The following is a 25,007-nucleotide window of genomic DNA, read 5'->3' as shown; positions in this document are numbered from 1 at the left end:
ATTTTTTTATAAATTATTATCCAAGGAAAAATACAAGTATATATTTGCCAATCATATAGTTAAATATTTTTTTTATTCAAGAAAGATGTAAAAAACTGTTTTAAATTGTTATCTTGTTGTCGCTAGGAATTAAAATTTACAGTGATGAAAAGAACATTACAGATCTTAAAAATCATTCAATTATTTATTTTTTTACCATTTGAAATTTCAAAAGGGTCTAAAAGAAGGGCTTATATGAGAATTAAAAAAATGATGATTTCTGCGAACTTATTATAATAATTAGTAAAATATAAAATTTAAAGAAAATGCCTTAATAATTGATGTTTAAGGCATTTTCTAATAAATGATTTTTTTAAATAGTTTCTTTATTTAGCTTAAATTAGGCCTTTATCTTGAGAAAAAAGTGAAATGTTTAAATGAAGTAGACCCTGTAAATAATAAAAATATTATTTCTGTTATTTACATTCTGAATTTGGTAAAATTCTAGAAAAAAAAGGTTTTTTTAATAATTAAGAAATTAATGACTGCGGTCAACTTACTTTAAATTAGTTGGTATTTCACAAACAGGTATTGGCATCATTTTGTGTTGGTTAATTGTATTTAGTCTTGTGTATATTTTAAAGACTTCTTTTTCTCTTCCAGAGAAATCTTCAAAAATTTTACCTTTATCTTGCATATTCATAGCCCATTCTAATTCATCGTAAGAAGCACCTATTTGGTCTTCATCTGTTCTACTATCGCCAAACAAACCGTCTGTTGGCTGTGCTTTTTGTATGGAATTTGGCACACCTAAATACGCAGCTAATTCATAAACTTCAGATTTCATCAAATCTGCAATTGGACTTAAATCTACGCCTCCATCACCATATTTAGTGTAAAAACCAACACCAAAATCTTCTACTTTATTTCCTGTTCCGGCAACCAATAACCCTTGTAAACCTGAAAAATAATACAAAGTAGTCATTCTTAAACGGGCTCTAGTATTTGCTAGAGATAAATTTAATTTTGTAGAATCCTCTATGCCAGGAACTACATTTTTAAAATCTTCAAAAGTAGAGGTTAGATTCACTCTTACTTCAGAAACATTCTCAAAACGTTTTTTTAATTGTAGTATATGTTCTTCTGCTCTGGAAACTTGACTTTCTGCTTGGTGAATGGGCATCTCTACACATAAAGTTGGTAAACCTGTTTTTGCACATAAAGTGGATGTTAACGCAGAATCTACTCCTCCAGAAACACCAACAACAAAACCATTTGTTTTTGCATTTGTTGCATATTCTTTTAACCAATTAATAATGTATTCTGCTACTTTTTCAGTGTTCATTAATAAACTATTTTAGTACTTTTAGCGTTCTTTAAATTAAGATACTAAGATACAAATTTTATGAGATTTTTATTTGCATTTTTAATGGTTTTGTGCTTGTTTTTTTCATGTTCTGATAAAAATGATATTAGAATTGATGTTTCTAAAATAAATGTTGATTTTTTAATAAAAAGATATGAGGTTGATTTCTATGAGTCTACAAAAGAAACACTTCCAAAAGTTAAAGAAAAATATCCTTATTTATTTCCAAAAGAATTTACCGATAGTCTAGCGATTATTAAAGTTAATGATAAGCAAGAGCAAGAATTATTTGCTGAAACTCAGAATATTTACGAGAACTTTTCATTTGTAGAAAAACAAATTTCATCGCTTTTTAAACACATAAAATATTACAATCCAACCTTTAATCCACCTAATATTATTACCATGATAACAAACATAGATTATGAGAATAGAGTTATTTATTCGGATAGTTTATTGTTAATTTCTTTGGATGTTTACCTTGGGAAAAATCATCCATTTTATGGAGATTATCCAAAATATATTAAGGAAAATAATTCAAAAGATCATATTGTTGTAGATGCTGCAAAAGCTATTATAGACCAACAAGTTTATCCGTCTATTAACAGGGACTTTATTAGTAAAATGATTCAGGAAGGGAAAAGAATGTACTTATTAGATTTATATTTACCATTAATTTCTGACAATGTGAAAATGGGGTATTCTCAAAATAAATTTAATTGGGCAACTTCAAATGAAGAACAAGTTTGGATGTATTTTATTGATAAAAAATTATTGTTTAGTACAGATACAAAACTGAACAAAAGATTTCTTGAAAATGCACCCTTTTCTAAGTTTTATACCGAGCAAGATAATGCTACTCCAGGTAAAATTGGAGTTTGGATTGGATGGCAAATTGTAAAATCATATATGAAACATAATGATGTATCTTTGCAAGAATTATTAGAAATAAATGAATCTGATTTATTCAATAAATCTAAATACAAACCCAAAAAATAATGGCTGTTAAACACAATTCTGAAATAAAATTTAAAGTTGGTTTAGATGAAAATAAAGTTCCTGAAGATATTTCTTGGACGGCAAAAGATGGTGGAATTGACAATGAAGCTTCAAAAGCAATTATGATCTCTGTTTGGGATCATAAGACAAAAGATACTTTAAAAATGGATTTGTGGACGAAAGATATGCCGGTAGATGAAATGAAACAATTTTATCATCAAACTTTAGTGTCCATGGCAGATACTTTTGAGAGAGCCACGGATGATCAAAAAATGAGTGCTACCATGCGTGATTTTTGTGAGTATTTTGCGGAAAAATTGGAGCTTAAAAAGTAAGTATTTATGTGTTTTTTATTTTATTGAGGATGTAACTGTAGTCTTCAGTATTATTTACAAAATCAATTTCTGACACATCAATAATTAAAATATTTAATTCTTGTTGTGTGCTTATGAAATTTTTATAACCATCATGAATTTTTTGTAAATATGCAGCCTCGATATTCTGCTCATATTCTCTCCCTCTTTTCTTTATATTCTGTAAAAGTCTATCGGTATTTTGATATAAATAAACATATAAATCTGGTTTTCTAATTTCTTTATACATTAAATCAAACATTTTTCGGTACAATAAATATTCATCTTTTTGCAAAGTAATTTGAGCAAATATTAAAGATTTAAAAATATAATAATCAGAGACAATTAGGTTTTTAAATAAATCTAATTGCGCTAAATCATCAGATAATTGTTGGTACCTATCGGCCAAAAAACTCATTTCTAAAGGAAAAGCAAAACGTTCTTTATCTTCATAAAACTTTGGTAAAAATGGATTGTCCGCAAAACGCTCTAAAACAATTTTTGCATTAAATTCATCAGACATCATTTTAGACAAGGATGTTTTTCCTGCCCCAATATTACCTTCAATAGCGATGTAATTGTATTTTTCCGATAAAGGAATTGGACGAAGTAAAGTTCCATCAATTTTAAAAACTTCAGATGTATCATTACAGTTTTTCAGACAAATAGAAAGTGTTTTCTTTTCTATTGGATGCATAATGGTATCAGCAATTTCTGCCAAAGGAATTAAAACAAATTTACGTTCTAACATTTTTGAATGTGGCACGATAAGCTTTCTTGAGAATATAATTTCATCATCAAAAAGTAAAATATCTATATCGATATTTCTATCAGTATAACCTGATAAGTCTTCTCTTCTTCTTCCTAGCTCATTCTCAATTTTTAAGAGAATACTCATTAACCTTTCAGGCGCATGATAGGTCGTAACTTTTATGCATATATTGTAAAAATCATTACTTTCAAACCCCCAAGATGCAGTTTTATAAACTGAAGATATTTTCTGAATAGCACCTGCTTTATCAGCAATTAAATTAATTGCATTTTGCAGGTTTTCAAGCTTATTTCCTTGATTTGTTCCTAGAGAGAGATATGTAATTCTTTGAATTTTCATTAATCGTTTACAAAGAAAATAAAAGCATTTTAGAAAATAGCTATAAACAAAAAAAATCGCCAAAATATTCTGACGATTTTATATGTTTAAAAAAAAATAGGTTATTAATCTTTTTTTGGTTCTCTTGGTTTTCTGTCATCACGTCTGTTATCACGTCCACGATTATCTCTACCTCTATTATCACGTCCACCAGAACGTTTATCATCTCTTGGTGGTCTTGCTACATAACCTTCTGGTTTTTCTAACAAAGCTTTTCTAGAAACTTTCTCTTTACGAGTTCTTGGATCTAAACCAAAGTATTTTACATCTAAAATATCTCCCATTTTAACAACGTCAGAGACATTATCTGTGCGTTCCCAAGCTAATTCACTTACATGCAATAAAACTTCGTTTCCTGGAGCCTCTACATATTCTACAACAGCACCAAAATCTAACATTTTAATTACCTTTACTTCGTATGCACTTCCAACAACAGGTTTAAACAGCATTGACTCTATGCGAGCAATCACTTTTTCAATTCCTGCAGGATCTGTTCCTAATATTTCAATAATTCCTTCTTCAGTTACAGCATCTTCAGTAATTACAATTGTAGTTCCTGTTTCTTTCTGTAGTTCTTGAATATGTTTACCTCCTGGCCCAATAAATGCACCAATCATATCATTAGGAATACGTCTGTTAATCATTTTAGGAGCATGTTCCTTAACTTCTTCGTTCGCAGAAGAAATGGTGTCAGTTATTTTTCCTAAAATATGTAAACGACCAGCACGTGCTTGTTGTAAAGCATTTACTAAAATCTCATATGATAACCCTTTTACTTTAATATCCATTTGACAAGCAGTAATACCTTCAGAAGTACCTGTTACTTTAAAATCCATATCTCCTAAGTGATCTTCATCCCCTAAAATATCAGATAATACAGCATAATTTCCAGATTCGGCATCAGAAATCAATCCCATCGCAATTCCAGAAACTGGTCTTATCATTTGTACACCAGCATCCATCAATGCCATTGTTCCAGCACAAACAGTTGCCATAGAAGAAGAACCATTAGACTCTAAAACTTCAGAAACTACTCTTACTGTGTAAGGACAACTATCAGGAATCATTCCTTTTAAGCCACGTTGCGCTAAATTACCATGTCCAACTTCTCTACGAGATGTTCCACGAATTGGTCTAGCTTCACCTGTACAAAAAGGAGGGAAGTTATAATGTAAATAGAAATTTTCTTCACCTTCGTAAGATGGCATATCTATTTTATTAGCATCTCTAGAAGTTCCTAAAGTAACTGTAGCTAAAGCTTGAGTTTCACCACGAGTAAAGATTGAAGAGCCATGTACTGATGGTAAATAATCTACTTCTGACCAAATTGGTCTAATTTCATCTGTTTTACGACCATCTAAACGTAATCCTACATTTAAGGTTAAATCTCTAATTGCAGCTTTTTCTGCTTTGCGATAATAATCAGAAACTAAACCACCATAATCTTCTAATTCTTCTTCAGAAAAAGTAGCTTTAATATCTGCTTTTATTTCTTTAAATGCAGCAGTTCTTTCATGTTTAGCAGATCCAGCTTCTGCGATAGCATATACTTTATCGTATGCCATGTCATGAACCTTTTTCTCTAAATCTTTATCTTCTCTTGCACCTTCATATTCACGAACTTCTTTTTTTCCAAATGCTTCTGCTAATCTTAATTGAGCAGCACATTGCACTTTTATAGCTTCATGCGCAAACTTAATAGCTTCAGCCATTTCTTCTTCAGAAATTTCATCCATTTCACCTTCAACCATCATTACAGAATCAGCAGAAGCTCCAATCATCATATCGATGTCAGATTCAGCTAATTGAGCTCTTGTTGGGTTGATAACAAATTCTCCGTTTATACGACCAACTCTTGCTTCAGAGATTGCGCATTCAAATGGAAAATCTGATAATTGAATCGCTGCTGATGCTGCTAAACCAGCCATCGCATCTGGCATAACGTTTTCGTCATGAGACATTAACTGAATCATTACTTGAGTTTCTGCAGTATAATCCTTTGGGAATAACGGACGTAAAACACGGTCTACTAAACGCATTGTTAATACTTCGCCGTCACTTGGTCTTGCTTCTCTTTTAAAGAAACCACCTGGATAACGTCCTGCGGCAGCAAATTTTTCTCTGTAGTCTACCGTTAATGGAAGAAAACCAAGATCTTTTTGTTCATAATTGGAAACAACTGTACACAACATCATACATTTTCCTGATTGCACAACAACACTACCATGAGCTTGTTTTGCTAATTTTCCAGTTTCGATAGAAATCTCTCTACCATCACCAAGGTCTATAACCTCTTTAAATACTTTTGGAATCATAAATTTTAATTCTAAATTTTTAATTTGTTTGTTGTTGTGCTGTCGTCTGTTGCAATGGAAATTCAAAAATGCTGTTACTATTTTTGATTTTTTTATATAGATTCTGTTTGTTAATCAGAACTAAATATTTTTTTGATTTCGGCCTTTGTAGCAAAGATGTATACTTCTTTTGTAATAAGCTACAATTGGATTAGTTTTAATAAAAAAAGAGGCACGTTTATAGAGCCTCTTTTTTGTGCGAATTATTTTCTAATTCCTAATTCTTTAATGATTGCACGATATCTATTGATTTCGGTTTTCTTTAAATAATCTAATAAACTTCTACGTTTACCTACCATCATTACTAATGAGCGCTCAGTGTTAAAATCTTTACGATTCTTCTTTAAATGCCCAGTTAAATGGTTAATTCTGTGCGTAAATAACGCGATTTGACCTTCTGAAGAACCTGTATCGTTTTTTCCTTTACCGTGTTTTTCGAAGATGCTTTCTTTTACTTCTTTAGTTAAATACATTCCAATATTATTTAAATGATTTTTATGTACATCAATGATGTTTTCATTGAAGCTGCAAATATATAATTATTTTTTTGAATAGAAACCCAACAGTGCGTGCTTTTTACTTATGCTCTAATTGGTAGATTCTGAATTAAATCAATGTATAAATTAATTTGTTTTTTTAATTGTTTTCTCTCATAAATTCCGTCTAGGAAACCATGCTCTAATACAAATTCAGATTTCTGAAACCCTTCTGGTAAATCTTTACCTGTAGTATCTTTTACAACTCTTGGCCCTGCAAATGCAATTAAGGCATTTGGTTCTGCAATATTAATGTCACCTAACATTGCATAAGAAGCTGTCGTACCTCCAGTTGTGGGATCTGTACATAAAGAAATATAAGGTATTTTAACTTCCGCAAGTTGTGCTAATTTTGCAGATGTTTTTACTAATTGCATCAAAGAAAGTGATGCCTCCATCATTCTTGCTCCTCCAGATTTTGAAACCATTAAAAATGGAATTTTATGTTCTATCGAATAATTAATGGCTCTTGCGATTTTTTCACCCACAACAGAACCCATAGAACCACCAATAAAAGCAAAATCCATAGCAGCAATAACTAAATCTTTTCCTAATGATTTACCTACAGCGGTTCTTACAGCATCATTTAATTTTGTTTTTTCTTGAGCCGCTTTTAATCGATCTGGATATTTTTTTGTGTCTTCGAACTTCAAGGGATCTTTAGAAGTTAAATTCTTATTTAATTCTTCAAATTTATTGTCATCAAAAAACAGTTCAAAATATTCTTTACTTCCTATTCTTACATGGTAACCATCTTCTGGACTTACATATAAATTCCTTTTTAATTCTTCTGTATCTATTATTTTTCCACTAGGGGTTTTATACCATAAACCTTTAGGAGTATCTTTTTTATCTTCTGTAGAAGTTTGTATTCCTTTATCTGTTCTTTTAAACCAAGCCATACTTGTTATTGTGTTTTAGGTTGTTGCTATATTTATAAATTAAAAAATAGATTCTAAATTAGAAGTACAAATGTAAAAGATTTTTCTTTAAAGTGTCATTTTTGATGCTTAAAGTCATAAAAAAAAGCACTTTGATTTAATCAAAGTGCTTTTCATTTATTAAAAAATATTTTTATAAAGTATCAACATTGTTTAAATCAGCAAAAGCTTGTTTTAATCTCGCTTTAAAAGTTTCTTCACCTTCACGCAACCATTTTCTTGGGTCGTAATATTTTTTGTTCGGTTGCTCTGCTCCATCAGGATTACCAATTTGAGTTGCTAAATAAGCTGATTTTCCTTGCATATAATCTCTAATTCCTTCAGTAAAAGCGAATTGTAAGTCAGTGTCAATATTCATTTTAATAACTCCATAACCAATAGCCTCTCTAATTTCTTCTAAAGTAGAACCTGAACCTCCATGAAATACAAAATCGATATGATTTTCTTCAACGCCATATTTCTTTGTAATAAACTCTTGAGAGTTCTTTAAGATTTTTGGAGTTAACTTTACATTTCCTGGTTTGTAAACTCCGTGAACATTTCCAAAAGCTGCAGCAATTGTGAATTGAGGAGAAACTTTTAATAACTCTTCATAAGCGTAAGCAACCTCTTCTGGTTGTGTGTATAATTTAGAAACATCTACGTCAGAATTATCAACTCCATCTTCTTCTCCACCAGTAATACCTAATTCAATTTCTAAAGTCATACCCATTTTGCTCATTCTAGCTAAATAAGTTTTACAAATTTCGATATTTTCTTCTAAAGGCTCTTCTGATAGATCAATCATGTGAGAGCTGTATAAAGATTTACCAGTTTCTTCAAAGTGTTTTTCTGATGCGTCTAATAAACCATCAATCCAAGGTAATAGTTTTTTTGCTGCGTGGTCTGTATGCAAAATTACAGGAACTCCATATGCAATGGATAATTCATGAATGTGTTTTGCACCTGCAATGGCGCCTGCAATAGCAGCTTTTTCATTTTTGTTAGATAAACCTTTACCCGCATTAAATTGTGCTCCTCCGTTTGAGAACTGAATAATTACAGGTGCATTTAAATCTCTAGCAGTTTCTAAAACACCATTAATAGTATTAGAACCGATAACATTTACTGCTGGTAAAGCAAATCCTTTTTCTTTTGCTAGTTTAAAAATTTCTTGAACTTCTTTTCCTGTTGCTACTCCAGGTTTAATATTATGACTCATTTTATATTTTTTTTATTGATGTTTACTTGTCAAAAGTACTAAAAAATAGTAGTTTAAGAATCTTGATTCCTTATAAAATAACGAAAACGTTATAGGGTTTTTATAAGATTTAATTAGAAAGGATAGTTGATTCCTATATTGTAAACAGCATGGGATAAATTGTAATTTTGAAACCATTTACGATTCTTTAAGTATGGTTCATAAGTTTTAAAACCTACATCAATACGTAAGATTAAAAAATTGAAATCCCATCTTGCTCCAAGACCAGAGCCAATAGCAATATTTTTCAAGGAAGATAAACTATTAAATTTAGCATTATCTTCTACAAAACTAGACCCAGAGATATCCCATATATTTCCAGCATCAACAAATAGTGCGCCTTTTAATTTACTTATAATATCAAATCGGTATTCAGCACTAGTTAAAAATTTGAAACTACCAATATTAAACTCTAATCCAGAATTTCTACTTCCAGGCCCTAATTCATAAGTTTGCCAAGCTCTAATGTCGTTAGAACCTCCAGCAAAATAACTTTTCGTAAAAGGAATATCTGAATTATTATAGGTAACAATTGCGCCTAAAAATGTTCTAAGAGCAAAAACAGAATTGTTACCAATATTCCAGAACTTTTTGTATTCTATATCCGATTTAAAATATTGCGCTAAAGGAATATTTAAAAGAGTCTTTTTGTTGTTTGTGTTTCTCTTATTAGACAAAAAGCCTAAAATATTTCCAGAGTTAGCTAATCTAATTTTAAAGAAAGAAAAATTATTGTCTTTAAAACTTGACTGATTATTATAAGTAAATGAATATCCAACTATTGGGATTAAAAAGTCTGAAGTAATAATATTGTATCTATTTAGTATATTTGTCGCTAGGTTGTATTCTTCAGGGTTTGTATTTCGAAAGTTATTATTTCTATTATTATCTGCAACAAGATTCATAAATGAAACAGCTTTGGAAGCTTGATTTTCATCTGTTGGAATAGGGTAATTGTTAGTGGTATTATTTACATTGTCATAAACTTGTGCAACTGAATTTAAGCTTTCGAATTCAGAATTGTAAATAGTAAAGAAGCTACTAACGTTTAGGTTTTTTACATATTGCGTGTTTAAAAGTTCTAATTGTACCGTTTTTTTTGAATTAAATTGCCATTTATAATCTGTAAGAATTGTAAATGTTTGTCTGTCTAAACCAATGTTTTTTTGAAAACTTGAGCCAAACGAAAACAACGTTCTTGGAGACATTTCTTTTGGGACAAATTTACTTAACCCAAAAGGAGCAACAAACCTTGGCACTTCTAAAGATATATCTGCACCAATTTCCCATCCTGGACCATTATTAGAATTAAACCAAGAGCCTAAAAGAGACATTTTTAGTAATTCTGCACCTCTAAAAGCATTTCTATCTATGATTGAGAATTTTGCTGAAGCGCCGATATTTCTAATGTTAGAATGTGTTAGTTCTGTCTCAAAACCTAAAGTGTATTTCTCTAAAGGAGCTAAGAAAATGTCCATTTTTAGTTCATTTTCAAATCCAGGGATTGGTGTAAATTTAATATTTGTTGATTTAAAATTCTTTAAAGATTTTAAGTGCGTTCTTGTTAGGTTTCTTAAAGTGTCTTTGTAAATCCCATTTGGTTTTAAGAAAATAGATTGTGATAAATATTTAAGATTGTATTTTATCTTATCATGAGCTAGAAAATTAATTCCGTTATAAGAGATAGAGTCTTTTATCGAATTGCTCCTTTTTGCAAAAGAATAATCTGTGAATACATTTACTTCTTTTATGGTGTGAACATTAAAAGGTTTTTCTATGTAGTTTCCATTCGATTCAATTAATCTATTCGAAGAAATTAAAAAATCAATATTTGTTTTGTAATCTGTTCTTGTTGAATCGACATAAAAACCGATAGCAGATTCTGAAAAATGATAAATTCCGTTATTTCTAAAAAGTTTTACAACATTATCTGCTTCATTTCTAAAAGTTTGATCTTTGTATTGATTTCCTGTTTTTAAAAGTGTTTCTAAAGCAGATTTTTTATAAATTGAGTCTAAAATTGGAGACGCAATTTTAATTTTTACAGAGTCTAAAATAGTTGGTTTACCTTTTGAAATACGATATTCTACAGTCGCTTTTTTATTGGTAGAACTTCTATTTATTTTAGAAGCTACTGTCGATTTAAAATAACCTTGTGTTTTGTAATATGCCCATAAATTTTCTGCGGTTCTTTTTACTTTTATGTCTTTAATTATTTCGGGCCCCTGATATTTTAAAAACGATTTATTTAAGTTGATAAGAGAGTTGGCATAAGCAATACTTTGTTTTTCTGAAAAAATAGTTCTAACAAAATTGTAAGAGCGTTTATTTTGCTTGGCCCATTCAGATGGTGTTTTGGGTTTATTGTGATTTCCAAGATTATGAAAATATAAACCTAAAGGCAAACCTAAAAAACGTGGATTTGGTTTTTGTAAAACGTATTTTTGCAGTTCGGTAGCCTTTGTTTTTGCACTATCTATAAAAAAATAATTTTCTTTTAACATGTATTCTTCATCAGCAACATGTTTTGTAGAATTACATGAAACCAGAAATACAATCAATAAAAAATAAAACGAAAGTTTTTTCATTATTTTAGCACTGCAAAGAAATTCAAAAATAGTATTTTTCAACGGTTTATTTTTATTTACATACAATTAATGAGCATCTCAAAAAGTCAACTTAAAATTATAACAAGCTTATCTCAGAAAAAGTATAGACAAAAGCATAAATTATTTATTGCTGAAGGTATAAAGGTAGTAAATGAATTACTGAATTCTTCTTTTGAAATGGATACGTTATTTGCAGTTGATGATTTTCAAACTGATATTTCTTCAGATAGGATTATAAGGATATCGGAAACGAATTTACAAAAAATAAGTAATTTAAAAACGCCCAATAAAGTTATAGGGATATTTAAAATTCCGGATGAAAAACCAGTTCAAACTAACGGAATCACAATTGCTTTAGATGCTATAAATGATCCAGGGAATTTAGGTACAATTATTAGATTGTGTGATTGGTTTGGTATATCTCAATTGGTTTGTTCTAAAGATACTGTAGATTGTTATAATCAAAAAGTTGTGCAAGCAAGTATGGGTTCTTTGACTAGAGTTTCTATTATTTATATGGATTTAGAAACGTATTTAAAAGAATCAATTTCACCAACTTTCGTTGCTGATATGCATGGTTCAAACGTTTATGAAACTTCACTACCAAAGGAAGGTATTCTTATTATGGGTAATGAAGCTAATGGGGTTTCTGATGGGATAAAAGCATTGATAACAAACAAAATTTCAATTCCAAGATTTGGAGAGACCCAAGAAACTGAAAGCCTGAATGTTGCAACTGCAACCGCTATTTTACTTAGTGAGTTTAAGAGAAATATTTTGTAAGTAGTTTTTCGTCAGAAATTTTGTGATTCAACTTTATTCAAAAGCAAAGGTTAAAAATACGCCGCGAGTTCCCATAAAATTTATGGGAGCTGTCCATTGGCTATTTGGGTCATCATCGTATTTAATTTCGTTGTTAAAAGCAAAAATTCCACGAATCGATGGAGAAAACTTAAAGTAATATAAATAAATATCAATTCCCATTCCAACTTCGTACATAAAATTATGAGTTTTCATCCTAAATTGTCCTGAAGAATTGTCGTCTTGATTGGCTTCATTGCTAGAGAAATTATAATTGTAAGAGACTCCCCCTAATAAATACGGACGGATATTTTTATATCTATCTGTGCTAAATTTAAAAATTACAGGCACATGCAAGTACGTAGAGCCAATTTCTCTTAAACTATCTTGTTTTGTCACTAAATGATTGAAATAAATATTTTTAGAATTACTTACTAAACCCGGTTCTAAACGTAAGCTCAGGTTTTTATGTAAACGAAAATCTGCAATTAAACCAACATTAAAGCCAGCAGCAGCAGTAGCAGAGATATCAGCATTATCTATGGAGCTGTTCCTTAAATTTAATTTAAAATCATTTTGATTTAAACCTAAATAAAAACCATAATGTAATTTTCTTTTATCAAAAGTTGGTAAGTTTTCTACACGTTCTCTTTGTGCGTAAAAAGCGGCAGAAATCATCATGAAAAAACCAAAAAGCAGCACTTTTTTATTCATCGTTATTTGCTTGCAGTATAAATTGTAGCAACTCCAAAAGTTACAGGAGTATATTTTGTATTAGTAAACCCGTTTTTTTGTAAAATATTGTTGAAAGCTTCTCCAAAAGGAAAAGAATTTGCAGATTCTGATAAATAGGAATAGGCAACTTTGTCTTTCGAAAATAATTTACCGATAATAGGAAGTATAAAATTAGTATAAAATTTATAGCCTTGTTTAAAAGGAAATTTAGTGGGATTTGAAGTTTCTAAAATCACCAAAACTCCTGTAGGCTTTAAAACTCTCGCAATTTCTTGAATTCCTTTGTTTAAATGAGCAAAATTACGCACACCAAAAGAAACTGTAATTGCATCAAAAGTATTATCACTAAAAGGCATTTCTTCAGAATCCCCAACAATCATTTCTATTTTGTCTGATAGTTTTGCTTTTGCAATTTTTTGTTTTCCAACCTCTAACATGCCAGAAGAAATATCCAAACCTACAATTTTATCAGGGTTTAAAGAAGCCATCATTAACACTAAATCTCCTGTTCCTGTGGCAATATCTAGTATTTGTTTTGGATTGTTTTTACCAACAATTTCAACCACTTTTTTACGCCATTTCACATCAATTCCTAAAGAAATAACTCTATTTAAGTCATCGTAATTTTCAGAAATATTGTCAAACATTTTTGTGACTTGTTCTTTCTTTCCAAGTTCAGAATCTTTGTAAGGTTTAATTATTTTTGACATTTTTTTTCTTTTGGATGTTTACTTTTAGCTCAGTTATTTACTAACCATTGATTGCTATAACCTCATTAATTTGATTCGGTAGCATTTCTTTTAACAAGGTTTCAATTCCATTTTTTAAAGTTGCAGTAGAAGATGGACATCCGCTGCAAGCGCCTTGCAAAACTACGCTAACTATTTTATGTTCTTCATCATAAGATCTAAAAGCAATGTTTCCTCCATCACCAGCAACTGCAGGCTTTATATATTCATCCAAGATTTCTACAATTTGTGCAGAAACCCCTTCTAAGGCAATAGTTGGAGTTTTAATTGTAGTTTCACTCGTAATTTCTTGATCTGGAATTTCTTTGATAATTGTTTTTCCTTCCACAAGGTATTCACGAATAAAAGTTCTTACTTCAGTAAAAACTTCATTCCATTCAACCATTTCATATTTTGTGATAGAAATGTAATTATCAGAAATAAAGACTTGTTTTACAAAAGGAAATGTGAAGATTGCTTGCGCTAAAGGTGAAGATTGGTTAGCCTCATCAATATTTTTATACTCTACATCTGTTTGCGTTAATGCTTTATTCGTTCCAAATTTCATTACTGAGGGGTTTGGAGTTACTTCTGCATAAACTTCAATTGCTTCTTTTTTTGTTGATGAGGTTTGTTCGTTTACAACGATGTTACCATCAGTAATATATGCCTCAATTTGTTCGCGAACTTCTTCTTGTACATCGATCCATTCAACAATATCGAAGCGTTGAATTGCAATAAAATTAGCGGTAATAAAAACCTTTTTTACAAATGGTAAGTAAAATAATTGTTGCGCCAAAGGTGAGTTTTTAGCTTCGTCTATATTAGAAAATTCATAACTACCACCATTTATTAAAATCTTATTACTATTAAATTTTATTATAGTTTGGTTGGTAGTTTCCTGAACGGTAATCTTAGTCTCTTGCATAATCTTAAAAATAAGTTGCAAAATTACGGCAAAAAACTGAATTTCAGTAAAAAAGACCTTGTATGTTTTTAAAATACAAGGTCTTTCTTTAAAATATGTTTTAGCTTATAAATCTAAAGTAACTGTAGCTGTAAAAATTTTGTTATCTATGGTTAAATTCGATGGATTTACATTAAAACCAGGGTACATATTATAGGTAGCTGTTCTGTTATTATCACTGTATGCAAAATCTAATTTGAAATTCCCAAAGTTGTAACCAGCACCAAAAGAATATCCTTCTGCGTCACTATAGTTTACAATACTGTCTTCATTTAAAATATTATTAACATTTGGTGTTTGCTTTTTAGATAAACCACCTCTAATACTGAGCCTGTCAAAACGCCACTCTGTTCCCAGTCTAACATTATGAGTATTTTTTATACCATTTTGAAAAAATTGATTTTCAACTGAAAAATCATCACCAGATAATTTTATGTTTTTGTAATTTTTACTTACATAATCAATACTTAATAATCCGTTTTTACCAAAAATAAGTGCTGCACTCGCAGTTAATTGACTAGGTGTTTTAAGTCTATAAATTAGTCCTTGTGATGGGAAAAAACCTCCAGATGTATTGTCGTAAATCAAATTATCATTACTTACAATAATTTCGGTATCCCCAAAAAAGCCATCATTATTAATAATATTACTTTCCTCTGCGATTTCTGTATACCAAGTAGGTGTTTGATATGCCAAACCAAATCTAAAATTTTGATGTGCTTTATATATAAAACCAGCATTTAGAGAAAAACCTGCGCCTGTAGTGAAGTTTTCTTGGTAAAAGTTAGCGTCCAATTGATTTCCATTAGTATCACTATTAAACTCTGTTAGAGTAGACCTTTGAGTGAAATTTAAATCATAAAAATTTAAACTTAAACCTACATGTAGTTTATTTTGATGTATTGAAGAAAATCCTATATTTAATTCGCTTAATTCACCTGAATTAGTGTTTACATAGCGTTGTTTATCTGCAATATCATAAACAAAAGTAGGGTCATTAGTGTCTAAGGGATACTCAGTGAAAGTAGCCCTATTGCTATTACCTTCAGATAAAAAAAGATCATTAAAATCTTTCTTAATTCTATAACTAAATCCAATTGCAAATTTTGACCAATCTTTGCTGTAAGCGCTATCAAAAACTAAAACAGCTCCTGCATGGGAAATGTTTATAAATTGATCTTGATTTGTGTTTGAGTTTCCATAATAATTTGAGGTGATCTCTGAATTTCTCGAGTTAAAAGTCCCTGAAAATGTGCTGTTTTTAAATACAGAGAGGCCTGCTGGATTAACGTTTATTGAAGATATATCACCTCCTAATGCTCCAAAAGCAGCACTCATAGCTGTAAAACGCGCAGAGCCATTATTATCATTTTGAGAAAATAGGATTGCTAAATCTTGATATTCTAGAGATTGTGAAAAAGACAGAAAGGTTGTTGTGAACAGTATTACTGTTATAATAAATCTTTTCATTTCGTATCTATTTAAGAATTCTTCTTAGTTTCCTCTTCTTTTGTATGAAGACCTTTTTTTTGAGCTTGAACTTCTAGAATTATTGCTGCTACTTCGTCCGTTAGAAGAAGATGATCTTCTTGCTGAAGAACCATTATTACTGAAATTTGATGGATTATTTCTTCTTCTAATTGTGTTCGAACGATTATATTTTTTACTTGTAGGTTTCGCCTTTCTTTTGTAGGTGGAAGAATTACGGGAGACAGAAGTATTTCTTCTTGTTGGCTTCGATGTGTTTTTAATTCTTTTTGAATATTTACTACTATTAGAGCTTTGTCTTCTATTGGAGTACTTGCTGTATCTCGAGTTTGCAGTAGAATTCCTTCTAGCGTAACTATTGTTTGTTAATCTTCGCCCATAAGTATGATTTCTGTAATAACTATTATTATTCCAAGGTCTGTTAAAATAATAAGGATTATAGACATATGGGTTATATAAGAAACCTATGTTCCAGGCCATACCCCCATAAAATGGATTCCATATATCATTAAATCCCCAATTTCTAAAACCTCTTCTGTATCCCCAAAGATCATTAAATCCCCAACCCCAATTATTAAATCGAGACCAATAAGGATTGTTAATTAAATTTATTTGTACAACAAGATCATTTTCTTCATATCCCCACGGTTGATTGGTATTATAATTTAGAGCTTCATCTAAAACCTCATCCTCTATATAAATATTGTTAGAGTTGTAAGAATCTACATCTGTAAAAATTTCATTTCCATCGATGCTTTCTAAGACTTCTAACTTTTTTGTAAAATAGTTTTTTTCATAATCGTTGTACTCCTTTTCATCTACAACGATAACTTTTTGTTCTTCATTTTTACCGTTTTCGTCATTATAAATACCATCATTATTATAAGCACTTTGATACGTTCCACAAGAAACTAATAATAAATTAGCAACTACAAATAAGATTAGTTGATGAAGCTTTAAGTTTTTATAGAGTTGTTTCATAATGATTTGTTTTTATGCTCTTTTATTAATGAATTGTTGCTTTAAAAACTCTAAAATATAGTAGTTTTGTAGTAACTTTAAAAAAGGTGATGTTTTTTTAATAAACAATCTTTTTATATAGACCAATATTTGTGCCAAAGTTTAAATTATGAGTAAAAAGTTAACCAAAAGATCAGAAGATTATTCTAAATGGTATAATGAATTAGTAGTAAAAGCCGATTTAGCAGAAAATTCTGCTGTAAGAGGTTGTATGGTAATAAAACCATATGGATTTGCGATTTGGGAAAAAATGCAAGCGGAGTTAGATAGAATGTTTAAAGAAACAGGGCATCAAAATGCTTATTTTCCGCTTTTTGTCCCTAAAAGTTTGTTTGAAGCTGAAGAAAAAAATGCAGAAGGATTTGCAAAAGAATGTGCAGTTGTAACGCATTATCGTTTGCAAAATGATCCAGATAACCCAGGCAAGTTAAGAGTAGATCCAGAAGCAAAATTAGAGGAAGAATTAGTTGTAAGACCTACTTCTGAAGCGATAATTTGGAGCACGTATAAAGGATGGATTCAATCTTACAGAGATTTACCTTTATTAATAAATCAATGGGCAAATGTTGTTAGATGGGAAATGCGTACTCGTTTATTTTTACGTACTGCGGAATTTCTATGGCAAGAAGGGCATACCGCTCATGCAACAAAAAATGAAGCAATTACAGAGGCAAAACAAATGCAGGAAGTGTACGCTGAATTTGCAGAAAATTTTATGGCAATGCCAGTAATTAAGGGTGTAAAGTCTGATAGTGAGCGTTTTGCTGGTGCGGAAGATACTTATACAATAGAGGCTTTAATGCAAGATGGAAAAGCTTTACAGGCAGGAACGAGTCATTTTTTAGGGCAAAATTTTGCTAAGGCGTTTGATGTAAAGTTTACTTCTAAAGAAGGGAAGAAGGAATATGTATGGGCCACTTCTTGGGGAGTTTCTACTCGTTTAATTGGAGGGTTAATAATGACGCATTCAGATGATTTTGGTTTAGTGTTACCACCTAAGTTAGCGCCAATTCAAGTTGCGATAGTGCCTATTTATAAAGGCGAAGAACAATTAGAAGCTATTTCCAATAGAGTTCATGTATTTGTAAAACAATTGCGTAAAAAAGGAATTTCAGTTAAATTTGATGACAGAGATACCTATAGACCGGGAGCAAAATTTGCTGAATATGAGCTAAAAGGAGTACCCGTGAGAATAGCCATTGGAAATCGTGATTTAGAAAATAATACAGTAGAAATTGCAAGAAGAGACACGCTAGAGAAACAAACTGTTTCGCAAGATAACGTTGTTGATTTTGTAGCTAATTTATTGGAAGAAATTCAGGAAAATTTATTTAAAAAAGCAATAAATTATAGAGAGGAGCATACTACAGAAGTCTCTAATTTTGATGAATTTAAAAGTATTATAAAAAATAAAGGAGGTTTTGTTTCTGCTCATTGGGATGGCACAGAGGAAACAGAAGACAAGATAAAAGAGTTAACAAAGGCAACAATTAGGTGTATACCTAATGATGCCAAAGAGGAGGCAGGAGTTTGTGTTTTAACGGGCAAATCTTCATCTAAAAGAGTGCTTTTTGCAAAGGCATATTAATTTATAAAAAAAAAAGTAATTTTTTTATAAAATTGTTGCAGAATTTAAAAAACATTGTATATTTGCACCCGCAATTAAGGGATATTTTAGTTGTTATGGTCCGTTCGTCTAGGGGTTAGGACGCATGGTTTTCATCCATGTAACACGGGTTCGATTCCCGTACGGACTACAAAGTTTTAATATAAAAAACTAATAAAATCAAGAATTATGGCAAATCATAAGTCAGCTTTAAAAAGAATCAGAAGTAACGAAGCTAAAAGGTTACGTAACAAGTATCAGCACAAAACAACAAGAAATGCTGTTAGAGATTTACGTGCAATAGAAGACAAGGCAGAAGCAGAAGGGAAATTAGTAAATGTTGTTTCTATGTTAGATAAGTTAGCAAAGAATAATATAATACATAAAAACAAGGCTGCTAATTTGAAGTCTAAATTAACAAAGTTGGTATCGGCGATGTAATAACCTGTATTTTATACAAAATATAAAACTCTGAATGAAAATTCAGAGTTTTTTTGTTTTTAGAAGAAAAAGTATTGATTCTAGGTTTATTTATATTGATTCATAAGTAGTTTTAAAAACTAAAATATTTTTCATTACCAATCGTAGTTTTTATGAGCATCTAACCTAATAAATATAAAAAGTAAGATTGTAAACCCCCAAAGAGAGGATCCTCCGTAACTGAAAAACGGCAATGGGATTCCAACTGTGGGCAATAAGCCTATAACCATACCAATATTTACAATAACATGAAAGAACAAGATAGAAGCTAAGCTATAACCATAGATTCTTCCGAATTTATTTGAATGTGTTTCTGATAAATAAATAATTCTGAACATCAGTAACATAAAGAGAATAATTACAAAACTACTACCAATAAAACCCCATTCTTCGCCCACCGTGCTAAAAATATAATCTGTGTGTTGTTCTGGAACAAAATCTCCTTGAGTTATATCACCTTTTAAAAAACCTTTCCCTGATAGACCTCCTGAGCTTATAGTTAATTCTGATTGATAAGAATTGTATCCAATATTTTTATTATCCACCTTCAGGCCTAATAAAACCTCAAAACGATCTCTATGATGTTGTTTGAAGATATTATTGTATGTATACCCAGTTCCAAAAATAATCAATGCAACTAAAAGGTAAAGGGTAAGAATTTTATGCCAATTAAATCGAAAGAATAGTTTTCCGCCTTTATAGGTTAAATAGGTTGCAATTAATGAGATTAGTATGAGAAATGAAATAAACATTTTACTTGCTCCAAAAAATATTGTTAATATAAATAAGGTAATTACGGTAATCCCAAATAAAAGATAATTAAGCGTTAGCCCCTCTCTATTTAAAACAAAAAAGAAAGATAAATAGATAAGTGCTGAGCCGGCATCTGGCTGCAAAATGATTAAAAATGCAGGGAAAAAGACAATGATAAAAGCTTTTATTTGATTTTTAATTAGCTTTAAATTGTATTGTCTATCACTTAATAATTTAGCAACGGCTAAAGCCGTAAAAGCTTTTGCAAATTCTGAGGGTTGTAAGCCCATAACTCCAAAGTTAAACCAAGATTTGGCACCGTTAATTTCTTTGCCAAAGGGGAATAATAAGATTAATGAGAATATGGAAATAAAGTACAAGATACTTGCGAACTTTTCATAGAATTTTGCATTGAAGAATAGAATAATTATAATTAAAGGTATACTCAGGATGATGAAAATAAGTTGTTTTCCGTATTTGGTTGAAAAACTCAATAATTCAATATTTTCTTCAGTTTTCGATGCAGCAAAAATATTTAGCCATCCAAAGCTTACCAAGGTAATGTATATAATCACTAAAATCCAGTCAATACCTGCAAAAATATTATTTTGTTCTTGACGCAATTTCTTGAGATTTTGGTGTTTGCTTGTTGTAAATTTCTTGTAAACTCATATTCAATATATTCAATTCTCTGTATTTGTTTGCTTTAGAAATACTTCCATTTAGATATTTTTCTACGAGTAAGCTTGCTATTGGAGCTGCGATCGTAGATCCATACCCTCCGTTCTCTACAAAAACAGCCAATGCTATTTTTGGATTGTCTTTTGGTGCAAATGCGACTAAAATAGAATGATCTTCTGCTTGAATTTTAATGCCATCTACCATTTTTATTGAGTTTTCTGAAGTACCTGTTTTTCCACAAATTTCGATGCCTTTTACTTGACTCCATCTTCCTGTACCTGTTTTAAAAACTTCATGCATAGCCTCAATAACGGGTGTAAAATATTCTTTATTAATTGTAGTTTGTTTTTTGACGGTATATTTAGGATTATCAATTATTTTTGAATCAATTTTTTTTACAATGTGTGGTGTATAAAAATAACCTTTATTAGCGATAGCTGCTGTAAAATTAGCTAATTGAATAGGTGTTGTTAAAACTTCTCCTTGACCAATTGAATTAGAAATATTAGTAGAAGCATTCCAAGTATATCTATAACGATTGTCATAATATTTTCCGTTAGGAATCAATCCTTTTTGACCTGCAGGTAAATCATATCCTAAATAATTTCCTAATCCAAAACTAGTTATATGTTCGTTCCAGTTATCTAATCCTTCAGAAGGATTATTCGTTTTTTCAACAATTCTCTTATATGTATTTGAAAAATAACTATTGCAAGATCTTGCAAGGGCCGTTTTTAATCTAATTGGTTTATCATAAATATCACAATGACATTTCATAAATTCATTGGGTCTATTACCATATCTGTAGCCGCCATAACATTTAAAAAAAGATTGTTCAGAGATAACTTTTTCCTGCAGACCAATTAAGGCATTCATCATTTTAAAAGGAGATCCAGGAGGATATGCTGCTAGTAACCCTCTGTCATAACTTGGTTTGCTGACTTTGTCATTAAATAATAATACTGAATTTTTAGAACGTTTTCTACCTACCAACATGTTAGGGTCGTATGAAGGAGCAGTAGCTAAGGTTAAAATTTCGCCTGTATAAGGTTCTATAGCTACAATTCCTCCACGTTTTCCTTTCATTAATTGCTGTGCATAGAGCTGAAGATCTATATCTAAGGTTAGTATTAAATCTTTTCCATTTTCAGAAAGGGTGTCATAAATTCCGTTTTTGTAAGAGCCTGTAACTCGGTTAAAACGATTTTTGTGTGAATATTTTTTCCCTTTCTTACCTCTTAATACGTCTTCATATTGTTTTTCTACACCATCTTTACCCTCTAATTCTCCTGGTTGATAGTAGTCATTTTTCTTGGTTTTTTCTTCATTTACTTCTCCAATATAACCTAGAACGTTTGCAGCAGCTTTTATGGGGTAATCTCTAATAATTCTTTTCTGAATATAAAAACCTGTGTATTTGTGCATCTTTTCTTGAAGGAAAGCAAAATCTTCTTTTGCTAGTTGTTTTAAAAAAACAGATGGTAAATAAGATGCGAACTTTTCTGCTTTTTTATATCTTTTTAAAAATTCTGTTCTATTTATTTTTAAGAGATTACAAAACTCTATAGTATCTAATAATTTTACTTGATTTGGCTGCACCATAACATCATATGAAAGTTGGTTTGCGACCAATAGCTTTCCATTTCTGTCATAAATATAACCGCGTTCTGGATAGTCGTATTCTATTTTTACAGCTGCATTATGGATGGGGTCGTAGGTTTCGCTTTTTATAATTTGAAGCTGAAATAAGCGTCCAATAAAGACAAAGCCAATTAGGGTTATTAAAAAATATAGTAAAAAACTTCTATGCATTATTCGTTTTTGGTAAAAAGATAGGTCCCTAAAAAGTATAAAGTTAACGTAAAAACACATGAAAAAAGTGTGTTTAAAATTACATTAGATAAATTTTGAAAACTAAAATTAGCAAAAGTAAAGTAGATAAGATGGTGGATTACTGTTAAAGTTACAACGTAGTTGAAAACTTTTCCAAAAGATTCTGATTTTAATTTAAAAAAAGCAAAGTCTGTTGCTACTTTTCTGAAATAAATTCTAATGAAAAATAAACGAATATAGGCTATATATAAAATTGAAAAAGCATGAATTCCGCCGGAGTCAGAAAAAAAATCAACTAAAAGGCCTAACAAAAAACTATAAAAAAGAAAAGGAATTCTATTCGTTTTTAGCGGATATAGAAATACAAAAACTATGTATAAATATGGGTTTATAGAATCTAAAAACAAAATATTATTCAGCACAAAAACCTGCAAAAAAAGCAGGAATATAAATAACGTTACCATATTCAATGGTTTATTCATTTTGTTCTTCTAATGATTTAATTTCTTCTTTATGATAATTTTTAATAACATATACATATTCCAAATTACTCATATCATTAAAGAGAGCAACATCTACTTTATTATCTGCTGAATTTCCTTCATCAATTTTTGAAATAGTGCCAATAAAAATCCCTTCAGGAAAAATAGTTGATTTTCCGCCAGTTTCAATGGTGTCTCCAATTTTTAAAGGTGCCTGTCTTGGCAAATCAGAAAGTTGAACAATGTTATAATCTTTTCCGTTCCAACTTAAAGTACCAAAATAATTGCTGTTTTTTAAGCGTGCATTAATTTTACTGTTTCTATTTAGAATAGATTGAACTCTTGAATAACGACTAGAACTATTGTCAGTAATACCAATAATACCTTTACTATTAATAACGGCCATCTCTCTTTTAATCCCCGAGTTTTTGCCCTTGTTAAGGGTTAAGAAATTAAATGTTTTAGAGTAATTATTGTTTATTATTTTGGCTGTAGTAAATGTAAATTTTTGCTGATATCTTATAGAATCTATTATGGTGGAATCTTTTATTAAATTTATAGAAACGGTTTTCTCTAATAGATTTTTTAATCTTGCATTTTCTTGAGCGAGAAGTTTGTTTTTAGGCTTTAAACTCCAATATTCTGAGATGTTTTTAGTTTGTGAATACAAACCTCCTGTTATAGCATTTGCAGAATTTACAAATTTGCTTTTATGGAAATTAAGATTATTAAATATAAATAATAACGCAATAAATTCTAACAATAAAAAAAACAGAAAATACTTAAACTTCTGAAAAAAATAGATAAGTTGTTGCATTGTTAGAACTTCAAAAAAACTAATTCATTAGTACGTTTTTATATTTGTTTAGTTCTTTTAAAGCCACTCCTGTACCACGAACAACAGCCCTTAAAGGGTCTTCAGTAACATATACGGGTAAATCAGTTTTACGAGATAGACGTTTGTCTAAGCCTCTTAACATAGATCCACCACCGGCTAAATAAATTCCTGTATTGTAAATGTCTGCGGCTAATTCTGGCGGGGTTTTGGATAATGTTTCCATAACGGCATCTTCAATTCGTAAGATAGATTTATCTAAGGCTTTGGCAATTTCGCGATAAGAAACTTGCACCTGTTTTGGCTTACCGCTTAATAAATCTCTACCCTGAACTAGCATTTCATCTGGAGGTGTATCTAAATCTTCAGTAGCAGCACCAATTGTAATTTTAATTCTTTCTGCAGTTGTTTCACCGACATGTAAATTGTGTTGAGTGCGCATGTAATACATAATGTCATTAGTAAATAAATCTCCAGCAACTTTTACAGATTGATCACAAACAATACCACCTAAAGCAATTACAGCAATTTCTGTTGTTCCACCACCTATATCAATAATCATGTTTCCTTTTGGTTCCATAATATCAATACCAACACCAATTGCAGCAGCCATTGGCTCATAAATTAAATAAATCTCTTTAGCATTCATGTGCTTTGCAGAATCTCTAACAGCTCGTTTTTCAACTTCTGTAATTCCTGATGGAATACAAATAACCATTCTTAATGCTGGTGGAAATAATTTCTTTTTAATGGATGGAATTTGCTTTACAAACTCCTTAATCATTTCTTCTGATGCCTGAAAATCTGCAATAACTCCGTCTTTTAATGGACGGATTGTTTTAATATTTTCATGAGTTTTTCCTTGCATTAAATTTGCTTCTTGACCGATGGCAATAATTTTACCTGTAATTCTGTTTCTAGCAACAATAGAAGGGCTATCAATAACCACTTTTCCATTGTGAATTATTAATGTATTTGCAGTCCCTAAATCGATCGCAATATCTTCAGTCATAAAATCAAAAAAACCCATAAAATATTTTTCTTGTTGGTTTAAACTACTCTCACAAATTT

23 protein-coding genes and 1 tRNA gene are annotated in these 25,007 nt (G+C 30.4%); 7 read left to right on the top strand and 17 right to left on the bottom strand.

Features of this window, described 5'->3' with window-relative positions:
* The first annotated feature begins 144 nt into the window (after window positions 1-144).
* Window positions 145-276 carry a hypothetical protein gene (locus tag BLT88_RS14450; RefSeq protein ID WP_302846593.1) on the top strand — a complete coding sequence of 44 codons (132 nt, stop codon included), beginning with the start codon at window positions 145-147 and terminating at the stop codon, window positions 274-276.
* Window positions 277-535: 259 nt separating this feature from the next.
* On the opposite strand, the gene nadE is transcribed toward BLT88_RS14450, so the two are convergent.
* Window positions 536-1,324: an NAD(+) synthase gene (gene nadE, locus BLT88_RS12705; RefSeq protein WP_091955184.1), complete on the bottom strand. Its 789-nt coding sequence runs from the start codon at window positions 1,322-1,324 to the stop codon at window positions 536-538.
* 60 nt (window positions 1,325-1,384) lie between these two features.
* On the opposite strand from nadE, the gene gldB reads away from it, so the two are divergent.
* Together gldB and gldC are read left to right on the top strand one after the other, a co-directional pair.
* Window positions 1,385-2,344 carry a gliding motility lipoprotein GldB gene (gene gldB, locus BLT88_RS12700; protein WP_091955181.1) on the top strand — a complete coding sequence of 320 codons (960 nt, stop codon included), beginning with the start codon at window positions 1,385-1,387 and terminating at the stop codon, window positions 2,342-2,344.
* Window positions 2,344-2,679: a gliding motility protein GldC gene (gene gldC, locus BLT88_RS12695; protein ID WP_036782987.1), complete on the top strand. Its 336-nt coding sequence runs from the start codon at window positions 2,344-2,346 to the stop codon at window positions 2,677-2,679. The genes gldB and gldC overlap by 1 nt, the downstream gene beginning before the upstream one ends.
* Before the next feature lie 4 nt (window positions 2,680-2,683).
* On the opposite strand, the gene folK is transcribed toward gldC, so the two are convergent.
* The 6 genes from folK to BLT88_RS12665 all read right to left on the bottom strand — a co-directional run bounded on the left by folK (window position 2,684) and on the right by BLT88_RS12665 (window position 11,506).
* On the bottom strand, window positions 2,684-3,808 hold the full coding sequence (gene folK, locus BLT88_RS12690) for a 2-amino-4-hydroxy-6-hydroxymethyldihydropteridine diphosphokinase (RefSeq protein ID WP_036782989.1): 1,125 nt from the start codon (window positions 3,806-3,808) through the stop codon (window positions 2,684-2,686).
* Between the two features lie 104 nt (window positions 3,809-3,912).
* Complete coding sequence (locus tag BLT88_RS12685) at window positions 3,913-6,162, bottom strand: polyribonucleotide nucleotidyltransferase (protein WP_091955179.1); 2,250 nt, start codon at window positions 6,160-6,162, stop codon at window positions 3,913-3,915.
* 242 nt (window positions 6,163-6,404) lie between these two features.
* Window positions 6,405-6,674: a 30S ribosomal protein S15 gene (rpsO, locus tag BLT88_RS12680; RefSeq protein WP_036782995.1), complete on the bottom strand. Its 270-nt coding sequence runs from the start codon at window positions 6,672-6,674 to the stop codon at window positions 6,405-6,407.
* Window positions 6,675-6,781: 107 nt separating this feature from the next.
* Window positions 6,782-7,639, bottom strand: coding sequence for an acetyl-CoA carboxylase, carboxyltransferase subunit beta (gene accD / locus BLT88_RS12675; RefSeq protein WP_036782998.1), 858 nt, complete (start codon window positions 7,637-7,639; stop codon window positions 6,782-6,784).
* Between the two features lie 172 nt (window positions 7,640-7,811).
* Window positions 7,812-8,879, bottom strand: a complete 1,068-nt coding sequence (fbaA, locus tag BLT88_RS12670) for a class II fructose-bisphosphate aldolase (protein WP_036783001.1) — start codon at window positions 8,877-8,879, stop codon at window positions 7,812-7,814.
* Between the two features lie 113 nt (window positions 8,880-8,992).
* Window positions 8,993-11,506 (bottom strand): BamA/TamA family outer membrane protein, encoded by a 2,514-nt coding sequence (locus BLT88_RS12665; RefSeq protein ID WP_091955176.1) that lies wholly within the window; start codon window positions 11,504-11,506, stop codon window positions 8,993-8,995.
* 69 nt (window positions 11,507-11,575) lie between these two features.
* Here BLT88_RS12665 and BLT88_RS12660 point away from each other — a divergent pair, with 69 nt between their 5' ends.
* The gene (locus BLT88_RS12660; RefSeq protein WP_091955173.1) at window positions 11,576-12,310 is read left to right on the top strand and encodes an RNA methyltransferase; all 735 of its coding nucleotides are present in this window, start codon (window positions 11,576-11,578) and stop codon (window positions 12,308-12,310) included.
* Window positions 12,311-12,343: 33 nt separating this feature from the next.
* Here the strand turns inward: BLT88_RS12660 and BLT88_RS12655 are convergent, their stop codons facing one another.
* From BLT88_RS12655 to BLT88_RS12635, 5 genes are all read right to left on the bottom strand, one after another.
* Complete coding sequence (locus BLT88_RS12655) at window positions 12,344-13,042, bottom strand: porin family protein (RefSeq protein WP_036783010.1); 699 nt, start codon at window positions 13,040-13,042, stop codon at window positions 12,344-12,346.
* A gap of 2 nt (window positions 13,043-13,044) precedes the next feature.
* Window positions 13,045-13,773 (bottom strand): bifunctional demethylmenaquinone methyltransferase/2-methoxy-6-polyprenyl-1,4-benzoquinol methylase UbiE, encoded by a 729-nt coding sequence (gene ubiE, locus BLT88_RS12650; RefSeq protein WP_036783013.1) that lies wholly within the window; start codon window positions 13,771-13,773, stop codon window positions 13,045-13,047.
* A 40-nt stretch (window positions 13,774-13,813) separates the two neighbouring features.
* Complete coding sequence (locus tag BLT88_RS12645; RefSeq protein ID WP_091955172.1) at window positions 13,814-14,719, bottom strand: NifU family protein; 906 nt, start codon at window positions 14,717-14,719, stop codon at window positions 13,814-13,816.
* A 105-nt stretch (window positions 14,720-14,824) separates the two neighbouring features.
* Window positions 14,825-16,228 carry an OmpP1/FadL family transporter gene (locus BLT88_RS12640; protein WP_091955171.1) on the bottom strand — a complete coding sequence of 468 codons (1,404 nt, stop codon included), beginning with the start codon at window positions 16,226-16,228 and terminating at the stop codon, window positions 14,825-14,827.
* Between the two features lie 24 nt (window positions 16,229-16,252).
* A complete protein-coding gene (locus BLT88_RS12635; protein ID WP_091955168.1) occupies window positions 16,253-17,227 on the bottom strand; it encodes a hypothetical protein in 975 nt (324 codons plus the stop codon).
* Window positions 17,228-17,375: 148 nt separating this feature from the next.
* On the opposite strand from BLT88_RS12635, the gene proS reads away from it, so the two are divergent.
* The 3 genes from proS (at window position 17,376) to rpsT (ending at window position 19,313) form a co-directional block, all read left to right on the top strand.
* Window positions 17,376-18,854, top strand: a complete 1,479-nt coding sequence (proS, locus tag BLT88_RS12630; protein WP_036783022.1) for a proline--tRNA ligase — start codon at window positions 17,376-17,378, stop codon at window positions 18,852-18,854.
* A 97-nt stretch (window positions 18,855-18,951) separates the two neighbouring features.
* Window positions 18,952-19,023, top strand: a tRNA-Glu gene (locus tag BLT88_RS12625).
* A gap of 38 nt (window positions 19,024-19,061) precedes the next feature.
* On the top strand, window positions 19,062-19,313 hold the full coding sequence (gene rpsT / locus BLT88_RS12620; RefSeq protein WP_036783024.1) for a 30S ribosomal protein S20: 252 nt from the start codon (window positions 19,062-19,064) through the stop codon (window positions 19,311-19,313).
* Window positions 19,314-19,447: 134 nt separating this feature from the next.
* On the opposite strand, the gene rodA is transcribed toward rpsT, so the two are convergent.
* From rodA to BLT88_RS12595, 5 genes are read right to left on the bottom strand one after another with little or no spacing between them, the layout of a single operon-like run.
* Window positions 19,448-20,728 carry a rod shape-determining protein RodA gene (rodA, locus tag BLT88_RS12615; protein ID WP_036783027.1) on the bottom strand — a complete coding sequence of 427 codons (1,281 nt, stop codon included), beginning with the start codon at window positions 20,726-20,728 and terminating at the stop codon, window positions 19,448-19,450.
* Window positions 20,709-22,598, bottom strand: a complete 1,890-nt coding sequence (gene mrdA / locus BLT88_RS12610; protein ID WP_091955165.1) for a penicillin-binding protein 2 — start codon at window positions 22,596-22,598, stop codon at window positions 20,709-20,711. The genes rodA and mrdA overlap by 20 nt, the downstream gene beginning before the upstream one ends.
* Window positions 22,598-23,083, bottom strand: coding sequence for a rod shape-determining protein MreD (gene mreD, locus BLT88_RS12605; protein WP_231960118.1), 486 nt, complete (start codon window positions 23,081-23,083; stop codon window positions 22,598-22,600). The genes mrdA and mreD overlap by 1 nt, the downstream gene beginning before the upstream one ends.
* Before the next feature lie 10 nt (window positions 23,084-23,093).
* Window positions 23,094-23,918 (bottom strand): rod shape-determining protein MreC, encoded by an 825-nt coding sequence (gene mreC, locus BLT88_RS12600; RefSeq protein WP_091955160.1) that lies wholly within the window; start codon window positions 23,916-23,918, stop codon window positions 23,094-23,096.
* A gap of 19 nt (window positions 23,919-23,937) precedes the next feature.
* Window positions 23,938-24,966 carry a rod shape-determining protein gene (locus BLT88_RS12595; RefSeq protein WP_036783039.1) on the bottom strand — a complete coding sequence of 343 codons (1,029 nt, stop codon included), beginning with the start codon at window positions 24,964-24,966 and terminating at the stop codon, window positions 23,938-23,940.
* Window positions 24,967-25,007: the final 41 nt, after the last annotated feature.

The organism is Polaribacter sp. Hel1_33_78, from assembly GCF_900106075.1.
Classification (GTDB): Bacteria; Bacteroidota; Bacteroidia; order Flavobacteriales; family Flavobacteriaceae; genus Polaribacter.
Note: the sequence above shows the minus strand (reverse complement) of the source record. Positions and strands in the feature narration are given on the sequence as shown.

Coding starts and splice junctions, on each gene's coding strand:
- BLT88_RS12665 (WP_091955176.1), bottom strand. CDS start 11,506: ATGAAAAAACTTTCGTTTTATTTTTTATTGATTGTATTTCTGGTTTCA.
- nadE (WP_091955184.1), bottom strand. CDS start 1,324: ATGAACACTGAAAAAGTAGCAGAATACATTATTAATTGGTTAAAAGAA.
- rpsT (WP_036783024.1), top strand. CDS start 19,062: ATGGCAAATCATAAGTCAGCTTTAAAAAGAATCAGAAGTAACGAAGCT.
- BLT88_RS12635 (WP_091955168.1), bottom strand. CDS start 17,227: ATGAAACAACTCTATAAAAACTTAAAGCTTCATCAACTAATCTTATTT.
- proS (WP_036783022.1), top strand. CDS start 17,376: ATGAGTAAAAAGTTAACCAAAAGATCAGAAGATTATTCTAAATGGTAT.
- BLT88_RS12595 (WP_036783039.1), bottom strand. CDS start 24,966: ATGGGTTTTTTTGATTTTATGACTGAAGATATTGCGATCGATTTAGGG.
- rpsO (WP_036782995.1), bottom strand. CDS start 6,674: ATGTATTTAACTAAAGAAGTAAAAGAAAGCATCTTCGAAAAACACGGT.
- folK (WP_036782989.1), bottom strand. CDS start 3,808: ATGAAAATTCAAAGAATTACATATCTCTCTCTAGGAACAAATCAAGGA.
- BLT88_RS12655 (WP_036783010.1), bottom strand. CDS start 13,042: ATGAATAAAAAAGTGCTGCTTTTTGGTTTTTTCATGATGATTTCTGCC.
- mrdA (WP_091955165.1), bottom strand. CDS start 22,598: ATGCATAGAAGTTTTTTACTATATTTTTTAATAACCCTAATTGGCTTT.
- BLT88_RS12660 (WP_091955173.1), top strand. CDS start 11,576: ATGAGCATCTCAAAAAGTCAACTTAAAATTATAACAAGCTTATCTCAG.
- BLT88_RS12640 (WP_091955171.1), bottom strand. CDS start 16,228: ATGAAAAGATTTATTATAACAGTAATACTGTTCACAACAACCTTTCTG.
- mreC (WP_091955160.1), bottom strand. CDS start 23,918: ATGCAACAACTTATCTATTTTTTTCAGAAGTTTAAGTATTTTCTGTTT.
- BLT88_RS12645 (WP_091955172.1), bottom strand. CDS start 14,719: ATGCAAGAGACTAAGATTACCGTTCAGGAAACTACCAACCAAACTATA.
- gldB (WP_091955181.1), top strand. CDS start 1,385: ATGAGATTTTTATTTGCATTTTTAATGGTTTTGTGCTTGTTTTTTTCA.
- accD (WP_036782998.1), bottom strand. CDS start 7,639: ATGGCTTGGTTTAAAAGAACAGATAAAGGAATACAAACTTCTACAGAA.
- BLT88_RS14450 (WP_302846593.1), top strand. CDS start 145: ATGAAAAGAACATTACAGATCTTAAAAATCATTCAATTATTTATTTTT.
- gldC (WP_036782987.1), top strand. CDS start 2,344: ATGGCTGTTAAACACAATTCTGAAATAAAATTTAAAGTTGGTTTAGAT.
- ubiE (WP_036783013.1), bottom strand. CDS start 13,773: ATGTCAAAAATAATTAAACCTTACAAAGATTCTGAACTTGGAAAGAAA.
- fbaA (WP_036783001.1), bottom strand. CDS start 8,879: ATGAGTCATAATATTAAACCTGGAGTAGCAACAGGAAAAGAAGTTCAA.
- BLT88_RS12685 (WP_091955179.1), bottom strand. CDS start 6,162: ATGATTCCAAAAGTATTTAAAGAGGTTATAGACCTTGGTGATGGTAGA.
- mreD (WP_231960118.1), bottom strand. CDS start 23,083: ATGGTAACGTTATTTATATTCCTGCTTTTTTTGCAGGTTTTTGTGCTG.